The sequence below is a fragment of the Gemmatimonadaceae bacterium genome, assembly GCA_036504815.1.
GTDB lineage: Bacteria > Gemmatimonadota > Gemmatimonadetes > Gemmatimonadales > Gemmatimonadaceae > PNKL01.
In genome coordinates this window covers 208,736-222,379 of the sequence record DASXUN010000012.1, presented here as the reverse complement: position 1 = coordinate 222,379, position 13,644 = coordinate 208,736, and the positions used below count along the sequence as shown (strand labels likewise).

Here is a 13,644-nt window from a genome sequence, read left to right as displayed (position 1 = left end):
CATGACCGCGTTCCTGTCGTCGATCAATTACAACGCCTGGATCGTTCCGGTCCTGCTGCTGCTGCCGGCAATCGGCGCGGTCGGGCTGTGGGCGCATGCGCTGCTGTCCGCCAAGGATCCGGCCGACAAGCGCTGGCGTGAAGTGCGAATCCTCGCCTTCGCCTTCTTCGTGGTGGAGGCCATCCTTTCCCTCGGACTCTGGTGGTCCATCGATCCCGCGGCCGCCGGCTGGCAGGGCGTGGTGGACCTCCCCTGGATTCCGCAGTGGGGCGTCCGGTTCACCGTCGGCCTCGACGGCATCGCCATGGTGCTGGTGCTGCTGACCACGCTGATGATGCCGCTCGCGGTGCTCGGCAGCTGGACGAGCATCCGCACCAAGGCGCACGCGTACTACGCGAACCTGCTGATCCTGACCGTCGGCATGCTCGGCGTGTTCATGTCGCTCGACCTGGTGCTCTTCTACGTGATGTGGGAGATCATGCTCGTCCCGATGTACCTGATCATCGGCGTCTGGGGCGGCGAGCGGCGGCTGTACGCGGCGATCAAGTTCTTCGTGTACACGATGATCGGCTCGCTGCTGATGCTGGTCGCCATCCTGTACCTCGGCTCCGAGGCGTCGCGGGTGGGCGGCGCGCCGAACTTCAGCTACGACTTCATCCTGAACAACGTGCACCTCGACCCGACGACCACGCTGTGGCTGTTCGGGGCGTTCGCGCTCGCGTTCGCGGTGAAGGTGCCGATGTTCCCGTTCCACACGTGGCTGCCCGACGCGCACGTCGAGGCGCCCACGGCCGGTTCGGTGATCCTGGCCGCCATCATGCTGAAGATGGGCACGTTCGGCTTCATCCGGTTCGCGCTCCCGCTCTTCCCGGCGGCGGCGATGAATCCTGCGGTGCGGAGCTTCATCATCGCCCTGGCGGTCATCGGCATCGTCTACGGCGCCCTGGTGGCGATGGTGCAGCCGGACTTCAAGAAGCTGGTCGCCTACTCGTCGGTCAGCCACCTTGGCTTCGTGATGCTCGGCATCTTCGCGCTCACCACGGAATCGATGCAGGGCGCGCTGCTGGTGAACGTGAACCACGGCATCTCGACGGGCGCACTGTTCCTCCTGGTGGGCATGATCTACGAACGGCGGCACACGCGCATGATCGAGGACTACGGCGGCATCGCCAAGGTCGTCCCGATCTTCGCGACCATCCTCACGATCGTCTCGCTCAGCAGCATCGGCGTGCCGGGGACGAACGGCTTCATCGGCGAGTTCCTGGTGCTGGTCGGCGCGTACAAGACGCAGCCGCTCGCCACGGTGATCTCGGCGACCGCCGTCATCTTCGCCGCGGCGTACCTGCTGTGGGCGCTGCAGCGCATCATCTACAACAAGCTGTCCAAGCCGGAGAACGAGGGGATCAAGGACCTCAACTGGCGCGAGATCGGCCTGCTGGTCCCGCTCCTGATCGGCATCCTCTGGATTGGCGTCTATCCCAAGCCCCTGCTCGAAAAGACCGAACCGGCCGCGCGCCGCCTCGTGACGTATGTCGAGGCCGCGGCGGGAAGAGTGCCGGTGACCGCTAACAACACGGCGCGATAAATGATCTTCGACCTCGCGAATCCGTCGCAGCTCCTGCAGGCCCTCGGGCCCGACCTGCTGCTCATGGCCGGTGCCATGGTCTTGATGCTCTGGGCCGCGTGGCGGCCTGAGTCCAACGAGCATCAGCGCACCATCGGCATGGCCTCGCTCGTCCTGATCCTCGCGACGATCGGCTTCACCCTGTGGTACGCGTCCCAGGGGATGTCGTCGGGCATCGGCGTCATAGCCGTGGACAACTTCCGCTGGGCGGCCGACATCGTCTGCCTTGTGGGCGCCTTCGGGGCGATCGCGCTCGGGATGGAATACAATCCCCGCGAACGCATTCTCCCGGCCGAATCGCACGTGCTCGTGCTCTTCGCGACGGCCGGCATGATGGTGCTGGCCTCGGCGCGCGACCTGATGATCGTCTTCCTCGGCATCGAGCTGATGTCGGTGGCGGTCTACGTGCTCGCCGGGCTCAACCGGCGCAGCGCCAAGTCGGCCGAGGGATCCATCAAGTACTTCCTGCTCGGCGCCTTCGCCAGCGCCTTCCTGCTGTACGGCATCGCCCTGATCTACGGCGCCACCGGCTCGACGAACCTGAGCGAGATCGGACAGCGGATCGTGGCGGGGAACTACGTCGCGCATCCGATGGCGCTGGTCGGCACCGGGCTGCTGCTCGTCGGCTTCGGGTTCAAGGTCGCGGCGGCGCCGTTCCATATGTGGGCCCCCGATGTCTACGAGGGCGCGCCGACGCCCATCACGGCCTATATGGCCACGGCGGTCAAGGCGGCGGCGTTCACGACGTTCGTGCGCGTCTGGCTCGAGGCGCTGCCCGGCATGGGTGATGCCTGGTTCAAGCCCATCTGGTGGCTGGCAGCGGTCGCGATGTTCGTCGGCAACACCGTGGCGCTCTCGCAGCGCAACCTCAAGCGACTGCTCGCCTACTCCTCCATCGCGCACTCCGGCTACCTGCTGGTCGCGGTGGCCACCGGCACGTTGGCCGGCTCGGCGGCTTTCCTCTTCTACATCGTGGCGTACACGCTGGCCTCATTTGGCGCGTTTGCCGTGGTGATCACGGTCGGGAAGGAAGGCGACACGCACAATGAGCTCGTGGACTTCGAGGGGCTCTGGCACGTGCGACCGTGGCTGGCCGTCGCGATGAGCGTTTTCATGCTCTCGCTGATGGGCTTCCCGGTCTTCGGCGGCGTGGGCTTCTTCGGCAAGTGGTATCTCCTGATGGCGGCCATCGAGGCGCCGCGACCCCTGGTCACGCTGGCCGTGGTGCTGGTGCTCACCTCGGTCGTCTCCGCGGGCTACTATCTGAACGTGGTGCGCGTGATGTTCATGAAGCAGCGTCCGGAGGGCGCCGAGACGCCGGCGCAGGCGGGTCCGTGGACGCGCGGCGTGGTGCTCGCCACGGCGGTCGCGATTCTGGCGCTGGGGCTGGTCCCCGGCCGGATGATCAACTGGAGCCGTGACAGCATACCGCGAGCGCCAACCGTCCAGCAGGCCGCCTCCGCGGACCTGCCCAAGTGAACGGTCCTCAACGCCTCGCCCCGCGCGAGGCGTTGACGTCTCGGGCGCAGTAACTTTCGGATCACCCGTTTCCACTGGACTCATGATCAACGCTGGCATCTTTCGCCAATACGACATCCGCGGTGTGGTCGGCGACGACCTCACCCTCGAGGCCGCCGAGGGGATCGGCCGCGGGTACGCCGCCATCCTCGCCGAACGCGGCATCACCGGCGCGGTGGCGGTGGGACGAGACAACCGGCACAGCGGCGCGTCGCTGCGCGATGCCCTGGTCAAGGGGCTGACCGACTGCGGCGTGGACGTGGTGGACATCGGCATCGCCCCGACGCCGGTGCTGTACTGGAGCCTGCACCATTGCGGCGTCATCGGCGGCATCCAGGTGACGGGGTCGCACAATCCCCCCGAGTTCAACGGTTTCAAGCTGAGCGTCGGCGCCACGTCGCTGCATGGCGACGGCATCCAGCGGCTGTACCAGCTGATCGCCGGGAGCAAGCACGCGGCGAAGCCGGGGACGGTGCGCACGGTCGCGATGATCGACGACTATGTGGCCGACATCGCGCAGCGGATTGGCCGGATCAAGCGCCCCATCAAGGTCGTGGTGGATTGCGGCAACGGCGTGGGCGCGCTGACGGCGCCGCAGGTCTGCCGCGCAATCGGCGTGGACGCGGAACTGCTCTTTGCCGAAAGCGATGGCAACTTCCCCAACCACCATCCCGACCCGACCGTCGTCGAGAACCTTCAAGACCTCATCGCGGCGGTACGGCGCACCGGGGCTGAACTGGGGATCGGGTTCGACGGCGACGCGGATCGCATCGGCATCGTGGATGGCGAGGGCACCATCATCTGGGGGGACTACCTGCTCCTCCTGTACGCACGCGATGTGCTGGTGCGCACGGGGAAGGGGCAGTCGATCATCTTCGACGTGAAGTGCTCGCAGGCGCTGCCCGACGCCATTCGCCAGGCGGGGGGCGAGCCGTTGATGTGGAAGACCGGCCACTCGCTCATCAAGGAGAAGATGAAGGAGCTGCACGCGCCGATCGCGGGCGAGATGTCGGGGCACATGTTCTTCACCGAAGGATTCTACGGGCACGACGACGCCATCTACGCCGCGGCGCGCCTGCTCCGCATCCTCGGCGACAGCGGCAAGCGGGTGGATGAGCTGCTGGCCGACGTGCCGCGCTTCGTCAGCACGCCGGAGTTGCGCGTGGACTGCCCGGACGACCGGAAGTTCGTCATTGTGAAGGCCGCGCAGGAGCATTTTGCCAGGACGCGCGAGGTCATCGCGGTGGATGGCGCGCGCGTTCTCTTCGGCGATGGCTGGGGGCTGATTCGCGCCTCCAACACACAGCCCATCCTCGTCTGCCGCTTCGAGGCGCTGACCGAGGCGCGCCTCGCCGAGATTCGCGGCGAGGTGGAAGGGTGGCTCAAGTCGCAGGGCGTGGGCGTCTAGCATGACGATGCGGCGGGCTCTCGCGCTGGGTGGCGCGGCGCTCGCCGTCGCGCTGGTGGCGGGCCGCCTGCTGGCTGGCGCGTATGCGGAGTGGGCGTGGTTCGACGCACTCGACGCTGGCGCCCTCTGGCGCGCCCAGGTGGTTGCGCTCACCACGCTGCGCGCGGGGCTGTTCGCCGTCGCGTTCGCGTTTGCCTTCATCAACCTGTTCGCGATGCGACGGTCCATCGTGTCGCTCGTCCTGCCGCGGCAGGTGGCGAACCTGCACATCGGCGAAGTCGTCCCCGGCCGCGCGCTCACGGCGACGGCGGCCGGCATCAGTGCCCTGATTGCCGCGGTCATGGCACTGCCGCAGGATGACTGGCTCGACCTGCTGCGCGTGCAGTGGGCCTCGCCGCTGGGCGAGATCGATCCCTACCTGGGACGCGACATCGCGTTCTGGACGGCGTGGCTGCCGCTGGAACGCGCCCTGCACGAGTGGACGGTGCTGCTCGCAGCGGTGGTCGGCGTGACGGTGATCATGCTATATGCCCTCACGCCGTCGGTGCACCTGGAACACGGGCGGTTGCACGTCAGCACCTGGGTGCGGCGGCATTTCGCCATATACTCCGCGGTCCTGCTGCTGCTCATCGCGTGGGGATATCGCCTGGATGCCTTTGACCTGCTGCTGCGCGGCAGCGGTGCGCGCGAAGCGTTCACCTCGTTTGACCATCAGGTGCTCTATCCGTACTCGATCGCGCTGAGCATCGGGACGGCCGGCGTGGGCATCCTCGTGGCGTGGGCGGGATGGATTGGCAACCAGCGCGTGATGCTCGGCGCGCTGCTCATCGTCCTGTTTGCCGGCCCGGTCGGCCGCGTGGGCCTGCCGCTCATCGATCGCCGCGCCGTCAACGAGCGCGAGCGGATCGTGATGGAGCGTCCGTACCAGGCGGCGCGCACGCTCTTCACGCGCCGCGCCTTCGCGGTGGACGACATCCTCCGCGGAGCGCGCGCCGACAGCGTGCGACTCGCCGATTCCTCCATCGCGCACCGGGTGAGCGGGTGGGATCCCGCCGCCCTCGCGCTCGCCGCGGGGCAGGAACCGGGGGTGGCGCCGACGCGGGGGGCGATGTCGTGGCGCGTCGCCGGCGGCGACTCCCTGCGTGCCGTGATCCCGTACGGTGGCACCGACGACAGCGCGCCCCTCGCACGGCTCGCGGTGCAGGAAGTCGAGCCCGGCGATGCCGATGAGCGCGGCGACCCGTGGCCGTCGGGTGCCACGGCGTACGCCACGCTGGCCCCGCTCGCGGTGGGCGTCGGCGTCGAGTCCACACGCCTGATCGCCGACACGCTCGCCCACGTGGCGGCGCCGGCGTTCGGCACCGGGTGGCGCAGTCTCGCGCTGGCGTGGGGCGTGCGGCGCCTGCGACTCGCCTTTGCCAATACGGATGCGAGACACACGCGTCTCCTCATGCGCCGCGACGTGCACGACCGGGTGCGCACGCTCCTCCCGTTCTTCACCGCCGGGCCCACCGCGCAGGCGTTCGTCGCGCACGATTCGCTCTGGTGGGCCGTCGAGCTCTTTCACACGAGCGCCGATTATCCGCTCAGCGAGCCCATCGTGGTGGCCGGCGGAGTGCAGCGCCTCGCCATGCCGGCCGGGTTGGCGCTCATCAACGCGCACAGCGGCCGGGTGCACGTGCTGGTGGCGCGTCGCCCCAATCGCATGACGGCGTGGTGGCGGGATCACCTGCCCAACCTGTTCGTGACCCGTGACGGGCTTGACGCGGATCTGCTGGCGGCCCTCCCGGCGCCCGTCGACCGGGCCGTGGTGCAGGGCACCGCGCTGGCGCGCACCGGCTTCCGCGCGGACACGCTCGCCGTGCGTCCGCTGTTCCAGGCCGACGATGCGGACGTCGAGCTCCTGCCCGGCGCTCCCATGCCGTTCGTCAGCGCGGCGCATGGGAGTCCGCTTGCCTGGGGCGTCCCGGCGGTGGACGGCCTCGACCGCGTGCGCGGCGTCCTGGTTGCTATCGGGGGAGCCTCACCGCGCACCGCGCTCGTCGAACAGCCAGACTCCCTGCGCTGGTCGTCGCTGCTCGATCGCCTGCAGCGGATGGCCGACTCCGCGCGCATCAGTCAGGCGCGCCGTCATCCGCGGCGTGGCCGCGTGCAGGTGGTGCCAACCGTCGGCGGGCTTCTCGTACTCCAATCGTTCTATGAATGGGTGCCCGAGCGCTCGCCCAGGCTCACCGGGATCGCCGCGATCCTTGGCGGCATGGGCCAGACGGCGGCGACGCTCGCCGCCTCCTTTGGCGCGCCAACGCACGAGCCGGTCGCCGACGCGCGACTGCGCCTGCGGATCGCGCGCATACACGCGGCGATGCAGGAAGCGTTGCGCCACGGCGACTGGACCGCGTTCGGCCGTGCCATGGCCGAGCTCCGACGGCTTTCGAGCGACCGCTAGCGAGCGTTCGCGACCGTTGGGGCGGACGTTCGCGCGACCGACTGCCACCGCTTGCGGCCGCGAGCGAGTGGCGTGCCACGGGGAAGATGCCGACAGCGACATCGGGTGATCCCTGAGCGTTCAGCGGCACTCTCCGGCTCCCATCCGCCCGCGCCGCGCGGTAAATTCCGCCCGCATACTTCGACTGGCGCCGACAGGGCGCCGCGAACATCTCCCTCGGAGTTCCCGTGAATATCCACGAATACCAGGCGAAGGAGATCCTGCACGGATTCGGCGTGCCGATTCCGAACGGCAAGGTCGCCACCACGCCTGTGGAAGCTGAAGCAATCGCGAAGGAGTACGGCGTGCCGGTGATGGTGAAGGCCCAGGTGCATGCCGGCGGCCGCGGCAAGGCGGGCGGCGTGAAGTTCTGCAAGACGCCGGCCGAGGCCAGGGAAAAGGCCACGGCGATCCTCGGCATGCAGATCAAGGGGCTGACGGTCGAGAAGGTGCTCGTCACCGTCGCCGCCGACATCGGCAGCGAAGCGTACGTCGGCATCATCGTGGACCGCCAGCGCAAGAAGCCGGTGTTCATGGTGTCCGCGGCCGGCGGCATCGACATCGAGCAGGTGGCCGCGCAGACGCCCGAGAAGATCCTCTATCTCCCGGTCGACACGCGCTACGGCCTCCGCGGCTACGAGGCGATGCGGATGGGCTTCTTCCTCTACAATGACGTGAAGCTCGCCAAGCAGGCGGCCAAGATCATGCAGCAGCTCTACCGCGCCTTCATGGCGAGCGGCTGCTCGCTGGCCGAGATCAACCCGCTGGTCGCCACCCCCGCCGGCGAGCTCATCGCCGTGGACGGCAAGATGGTGATCGACGACAACGAACTCGACCGCCATGCCGAGATCGAGGCGCTGCGCGACGTGTCGTCGGAGGCGCCGTCGGAAGTGGACGCGCGCAACTGCAACCTCACGTTCATCAAGCTCGACGGCAACGTGGGCTGCGTCGTCAACGGCGCCGGCCTGGCGATGGCCACGATGGACCTCGTGAAGTACTACGGCGGCGAGCCCGCGAACTTCCTCGACATCGGCGGCTCGTCGAACCCGGAGAAGGTGGTGAACGCGCTCCGCATCATCACCGCCGACCCGAACGTGAAGTGCATCCTGTTCAACATTTTCGGCGGCATCACGCGCACCGATGACGTGGCCAACGGCATCGTCACGGCCACCAAGGCGAACCCGCTGAAGGTGCCGATCGTGATTCGCCTCACCGGCACCAACGAAGAAATCGCCATGAAGATCCTCACCGAGAACGGTTTCTCGGCGTCGGCCGACATGGACGAAGCCGTCATCAAGGCCGTCGAGCTGGCGAAGGGAGGAAAGGCCGCGTGAGTATCTTCATCAACAACGACACCAGGCTGGTGGTGCAGGGGATCACGGGCCGCGACGGCTCGTTCCACACCAAGCAGGCCATTGAGTACGGCACGAAGGTCGTGGCCGGCGTCACCCCCGGAAAGGGCGGCCTCAAGTTTGAGGACTCGATCCCGATCTTCAACACCGTGTACGACGCGGTGCAGGCGACCGGTGCGAACACCAGCGTCATCTACGTGCCGCCCATGGGCGCGGCCGACGCGATCATGGAAGCGGTCGACGCGGGCGTGCAGACCGTCGTCTGCATCACCGAAGGCGTGCCGGTGCTCGACATGACGAAGGTCTATCCCTTCGTGAAGGAGCGCGGCGTCCGCCTGGTCGGCCCCAACTGCCCGGGCGTCATCTCGCCGGGGCAGGCGAAGGTCGGCATCATCCCGGGGCGCATCTGCATTCCGGGGCCGGTGGGCGTGGTCAGCCGCTCGGGCACGCTGACGTATGAAGTGGTCTATCAGCTCACGCGCGCCGGGATCGGCCAGACGACCTGCGTCGGCATCGGCGGCGACCCGATCAACGGCACGAACTTCATCGATTGCCTCGAGGCGTTCGAGAAGGATCCGGCCACCAAGGCGGTCGCGATGATGGGCGAGATCGGCGGCACGGACGAGCAGGAAGCCGCCAAGTTCGTGAAGGAGCACATGACCAAGCCGGTCGTGGGCTTCATCGCGGGGCAGACGGCGCCCCCGGGACGCCGCATGGGTCACGCGGGCGCGATCATCTCCGGTTCGGCGGGCACGGCGGCCGAGAAGGTCGAGGCCTTCAAGGCCGCGGGCATCGGCATCGCCGTGCGCCCGATGGACTTCGTGGAGCAGATCAAGGCCGGCCTGAAGTAGGCAGCACCGGCTGGAGATACCCGAAGGACGCGAAGGAACGCGAAGGTCAGGTCGCCTGTCGGCCCCCTTCGCCGCCCTTCGCGCCCTTCTATCTTTGTACAGGCACATTCCTCCGAACCTCAAGCAACGACGACCATGGCTGGCAATCGCACGCTCGCAATCATCAAGCCCGACGCCTTTGGCGCGGGCAAGGCTGGCAAGATCATCGCGCACCTCGAAGCGCAGGGCTTCAGGCTCATCTGCGCGCGGGTGCTTCATATGACGAAGGCCGAAGCCGGCGCCTTCTATGAAGTGCACAAGGGACGCCCATTCTACGGCGAGCTGGTGGAGTTCATGAGCTCTGGCCCGTGCATGTCGATGGTGCTCGAGAAGGCGGACGCCGTCGCCGCCTACCGCGCGGCGATTGGCGCCACCGACCCGGCCGAGGCAGCCGAGGGCACGGTGCGCAAGCTCTACGCCGAATCGAAGGGGCGGAACGCCGTCCACGGCTCGGATTCGGACGAGAATGCGAAGCACGAGGGGATGTTCTTCTTTGGCGCGGCCGCGCTGATCTGACGGAGCCCAAAGGGCCACCCGAGCGGATTTGGCGTGTTCGGGCGCGGGGGAGGACTTTGAAGGCCGGCCTGGGGACCCGAAACTCAGCTAAGTATCGGTATTTCCAGAACTTGACCCCACGGTGAAACGCGAGTAGTTTACATGGCTATGCTGTCGTTTGACGTCCGTTCGCTAGAGCACGGAGGGGCCACGGTCGATGCCGTGCTGCCTCCGGATGATGGCATCTGGATGGAAGAGGACATTCTCCGTCCCTTGCGCGAGGGAGTCCGGGTCACCGGACGCATCTCCGCGGCGGGAACGGGGCGGTACTACTTCAGCGGCCACCTGTCGGGTGTGACGCAGCAGGAGTGCCGGCGTTGCCTCACCCCGGTGGAAGCGCCGGTCGCCATGGACGTGCACGTGCTGTACGCCGAGGCGGGAGGCGAAGACGACGACGATCCCGACGTCTACCCGCTGGGTGGCACGCAGGGCGACGTGATTGACCTGCGCCTCGCGGTGCGAGAGCAGTGGCTGTTGGAGGTTCCGCCGTTCCTGGAGTGCCGTCCCGACTGCAAGGGACTGTGCCCCAAGTGCGGCGCCGACCTGAATGCCGGCGCGTGCGGTTGCGCGCCGGAGATCGATCCCCGATGGGAGGCGTTGCGGAAGACCCGCGGCGCTCCCAACTGACCTGACCCTGTCACGAGACGACCATGGCCGTCCCGAAGAGAAAAACTTCGAAGCGGAAGAAGCGGGCCCGGAACACGCACAAGAAGGCTCCGGCAATCAACATCCAGGCCTGCCCGAAGTGCGGCGCCCAGAAGCAGCCGCATCGCGTCTGCCCGGAGTGCGGCTTCTACGCCGGCGAGCAGCGGGTTACCAAGAAGGGCAGCTGACGTTGGCGCGCATCGCGTTGGACGCCATGGGCGGCGATCACGCGCCCAAGGCGACGATTGCGGGCGCGCTTCTCGCCCTCCAGGAACTCGCCCCGGAACACGGCATCCAGCTGGTTGGCCGTCCCGAGGTCATCCGCGCGGAACTTGACGCGCAGCTGGCCGCGGCGACGCCTGCCGTGCGCGAGGCGGCGCATCGCCTGTCCATCGTCGAGGCCGGCGAGGTGATCGAGATGACCGACAAGCCGTCGGTCGCGATCCGCGGCAAGCCCAACAGCTCGATGGCCGTCGGCCTGCGCCTGCAGGCTGAGGGCGGTTCCGACGCGTTCGTCAGCGCCGGCAACACCGGGGCGCAGATGGCCGCCTCCGCGTTCATCCTGCGCCTGCACAGCGGGCTCAATCGTCCCGCGATCGCCACGCTCTTTCCGAGCGCCGGCGATCCGGTGGTCGTGCTCGACAGCGGCGCCAATGTGGACTGTTCGGCCGACGAGCTCGTCCAGTTCGCGCGCCTCGGCGCCGTTTACGCCGAGGACATCCTCGGCCGGGCGAATCCCGCGGTGGCGCTGCTCTCCGTGGGTGAAGAAGCCGAGAAGGGCAACGCCGCGGTGAAGGAGGCGCACAAGTCGCTCGCGTCGGCCGGCGGCATCAACTTCATCGGCAACGTCGAGGGGCGTGACGTGCCGATGGGCGCCTGCGACCGCGGTCGGGTGGACGTCGTCGTCTGCGACGGCTTCGTCGGCAACGTCCTGCTCAAGTTCTACGAGAGCGTGCCGAAGCTCATCTTCGGGCTGCTCGCCAGGAGCGGGGTCCCCCAGGACCAGCTGGCGCTCGCCCTCCGGAACCTCGACTACGCGGCGCATGGCGGCGCCCCGCTGCTCGGCGTGAAGGGCGTCTCGATCATCTGCCACGGCAAGTCGTCGCCGGAAGCCATCAAGAACGGAATCCTCGTGGGGCTGCGCGCGTCGGTGTCGCGCATGAGCGACCATATTGGCCAGCGCCTCGCCTCTACTGCCGGAGCCACCGTATGAAGCGCCCCCTCGCCATGATCGCCGGCACGGGACACGCCGTGCCGAAGAAGATCCTCACCAACCACGACTTCGCCGCGCTCGGCATCGACACCAACGACGAGTGGATCACCGATCGCACGGGGATCAAGCAGCGCTACATCGCGGGCGAGGGAGAGTCGCTGACGTCGCTCTCCTCCGAGGCAGCGCGGGCCGCGATGAAGGCGGCGGGTGTCACCGCGCCCGAACTCGACGTGATCATCCTCGCCACGGCCTCCCCCGACCGGTTGCTCCCCTCGACGGCGGTCGAGGTGCAGGCGGCCATCGGCGCGTCGCGCGCGGCGGCCTTTGACATCGACGCGGCCTGCACGGGCTGGGTCTACGGCGTCAAGATCGGCGAGGGGCTGATGGCGATGGGCGACGCCGAGACGGTGCTGGTGATCGGCGCCGAGACGCTGTCGCGCATCGTCAACTGGAAGGACCGCAATACGTGCGTGCTGTTCGGCGACGGGGCGGGGGCCACGGTGCTCAAGCGGTCCACCAAGGGACGCGGCATCCTCTCGGCGTACCTGCGGAGCGACGGCTCGCTCGCCGACCTGCTGCAGCGTCCCGCCGGCGGCTCCCTGCGCCCGGTGACGCCCGAGGTGCTGGCCGAGGGGAGCAATTGCATCACGATGGCGGGACGCGAGGTCTTCAAGAATGCGGTGCGCTCTATGGCGGAAGCGTGTGACCGCGCGCTCGACGGGGCCAAGCTCGCGTCGAGCGACATCGACCTGCTGATCCCGCACCAGGCGAACATCCGCATCATCGAAGCCACGGCCAAGCACGCCAACATGCCGATGGAGAAGGTCTACGTGAACGTGGACCGCTACGGCAACACCTCCGCGGCCTCCATTCCCATCGCGCTCGACGAGGCGCTCCGCGCTGGGCGCATCAAGGAAGGCATGACGGTGATGTTCGTCGGATTCGGCGCGGGCTTCACGTGGGGAAGCCTGGTGGTGAGGTTCTAGGTCGCCGGCCATGCAACTACTTCTCCTGTTTCCCGGGCAGGGCTCGCAGAAGCCCGGCATGGCGAAGGACCTCGCCGAGCAGTATCCCGCGGCGCGCGCCGTCTTTGACGCGGCCGATGCGGCCCTCGGCGCGCCGCTCTCGACGCTCTGCTTCGAGGGACCGGCCGACGAGTTGACGCGCACCCACAACGCGCAGCCGGCGTTGCTGGCCCATGGCGCGGCGGTCTGGGCGGTGGTCAAGCAGCGTGCGGCGTCGCACGTTGCCGCGGCGGCGGGGCACTCGCTCGGCGAATTCTCGGCGTATCACGCCGCGGGGGCGCTGTCGCTGGCCGACGCCGTGCGGCTGGTGCGCCGCCGTGGGGAACTGATGTACGAGACGGGCGTGCAGCGCCCCGGCGCGATGGCCGCGATCCTCGGCGAACTGCAGCGCCCCATCGATGAGATTTGCGCAGAAGCGAGCGCGGCCGGTGTCGTGGTCCCGGCCAACTATAACGCGCTCGAGCAGGTGGTGATCTCCGGCGAAGTGGCGGGCGTCGAGCGCGGCATGGAGCTGGCCAAGGCCGCGGGAGCCAAGCGCACGGTGCGATTGCAGGTGAGCGGCGCGTTCCATTCGCCGCTCATGGAACCGGCGCAGGCCGGGCTTGCCGACGCGCTCGGGGCCGCCTCGTGGACCAACCCGGCGTGGACGGTCTACTCGAATGTCACCGCGGCACCGGTGTCCGAAGCCGAGGTCGCGCGGAATCTCCTGCTGCGCCAGTTGACCTCGCCCGTGCGCTGGGTCGCGGTGATCCAGGCGATGGCCGCGGCGCATCCCGGCGCGACCTTCGTGGAGATGGGTCCAGGGAACGTGCTGACGGGGCTCCTGAAGCGGCTCGCGCCCAATCACACCGCCCGGACCTGCGGTACCGTGACCGAAGTCGAAGCCCTGCTCAGCGACCTCTAGGGTAGCGCCTGTCCGTGGTGACTAC

General features: G+C 68.2%; 12 protein-coding genes. All 12 read left to right on the top strand.

The window, feature by feature from the left end; translation table 11 throughout:
- Nucleotide 1: 1 nt before the first annotated feature.
- The 12 genes from VGJ96_06125 to fabD all read left to right on the top strand — a co-directional run bounded on the left by VGJ96_06125 (nucleotide 2) and on the right by fabD (nucleotide 13,619).
- On the top strand, nucleotides 2–1,585 hold the full coding sequence (locus VGJ96_06125) for an NADH-quinone oxidoreductase subunit M (GenBank protein HEY3286681.1): 1,584 nt from the start codon (nucleotides 2–4) through the stop codon (nucleotides 1,583–1,585).
- On the top strand, nucleotides 1,586–3,103 hold the full coding sequence (locus VGJ96_06120; protein HEY3286680.1) for an NADH-quinone oxidoreductase subunit N: 1,518 nt from the start codon (nucleotides 1,586–1,588) through the stop codon (nucleotides 3,101–3,103).
- Between the two features lie 82 nt (nucleotides 3,104–3,185).
- Complete coding sequence (locus VGJ96_06115; protein ID HEY3286679.1) at nucleotides 3,186–4,550, top strand: phosphomannomutase/phosphoglucomutase; 1,365 nt, start codon at nucleotides 3,186–3,188, stop codon at nucleotides 4,548–4,550.
- Between the two features lies 1 nt (nucleotide 4,551).
- Nucleotides 4,552–6,996: a UPF0182 family protein gene (locus VGJ96_06110; protein ID HEY3286678.1), complete on the top strand. Its 2,445-nt coding sequence runs from the start codon at nucleotides 4,552–4,554 to the stop codon at nucleotides 6,994–6,996.
- Between the two features lie 227 nt (nucleotides 6,997–7,223).
- The gene (gene sucC, locus VGJ96_06105; GenBank protein HEY3286677.1) at nucleotides 7,224–8,369 is read left to right on the top strand and encodes an ADP-forming succinate--CoA ligase subunit beta; all 1,146 of its coding nucleotides are present in this window, start codon (nucleotides 7,224–7,226) and stop codon (nucleotides 8,367–8,369) included.
- The gene (sucD, locus tag VGJ96_06100) at nucleotides 8,366–9,238 is read left to right on the top strand and encodes a succinate--CoA ligase subunit alpha (protein HEY3286676.1); all 873 of its coding nucleotides are present in this window, start codon (nucleotides 8,366–8,368) and stop codon (nucleotides 9,236–9,238) included. The genes sucC and sucD overlap by 4 nt, the downstream gene beginning before the upstream one ends.
- A 135-nt stretch (nucleotides 9,239–9,373) precedes the next feature.
- Nucleotides 9,374–9,793: a nucleoside-diphosphate kinase gene (ndk, locus tag VGJ96_06095; GenBank protein HEY3286675.1), complete on the top strand. Its 420-nt coding sequence runs from the start codon at nucleotides 9,374–9,376 to the stop codon at nucleotides 9,791–9,793.
- 141 nt (nucleotides 9,794–9,934) lie between these two features.
- Nucleotides 9,935–10,459 (top strand): DUF177 domain-containing protein, encoded by a 525-nt coding sequence (locus VGJ96_06090; GenBank protein ID HEY3286674.1) that lies wholly within the window; start codon nucleotides 9,935–9,937, stop codon nucleotides 10,457–10,459.
- 23 nt (nucleotides 10,460–10,482) lie between these two features.
- Nucleotides 10,483–10,665: a 50S ribosomal protein L32 gene (gene rpmF, locus VGJ96_06085; GenBank protein HEY3286673.1), complete on the top strand. Its 183-nt coding sequence runs from the start codon at nucleotides 10,483–10,485 to the stop codon at nucleotides 10,663–10,665.
- Between the two features lie 2 nt (nucleotides 10,666–10,667).
- The gene (plsX, locus tag VGJ96_06080; GenBank protein ID HEY3286672.1) at nucleotides 10,668–11,690 is read left to right on the top strand and encodes a phosphate acyltransferase PlsX; all 1,023 of its coding nucleotides are present in this window, start codon (nucleotides 10,668–10,670) and stop codon (nucleotides 11,688–11,690) included.
- Nucleotides 11,687–12,676, top strand: coding sequence for a beta-ketoacyl-ACP synthase III (locus VGJ96_06075; GenBank protein ID HEY3286671.1), 990 nt, complete (start codon nucleotides 11,687–11,689; stop codon nucleotides 12,674–12,676). The genes plsX and VGJ96_06075 overlap by 4 nt, the downstream gene beginning before the upstream one ends.
- A 10-nt stretch (nucleotides 12,677–12,686) precedes the next feature.
- Nucleotides 12,687–13,619 (top strand): ACP S-malonyltransferase, encoded by a 933-nt coding sequence (gene fabD / locus VGJ96_06070; protein HEY3286670.1) that lies wholly within the window; start codon nucleotides 12,687–12,689, stop codon nucleotides 13,617–13,619.
- Nucleotides 13,620–13,644: the final 25 nt, after the last annotated feature.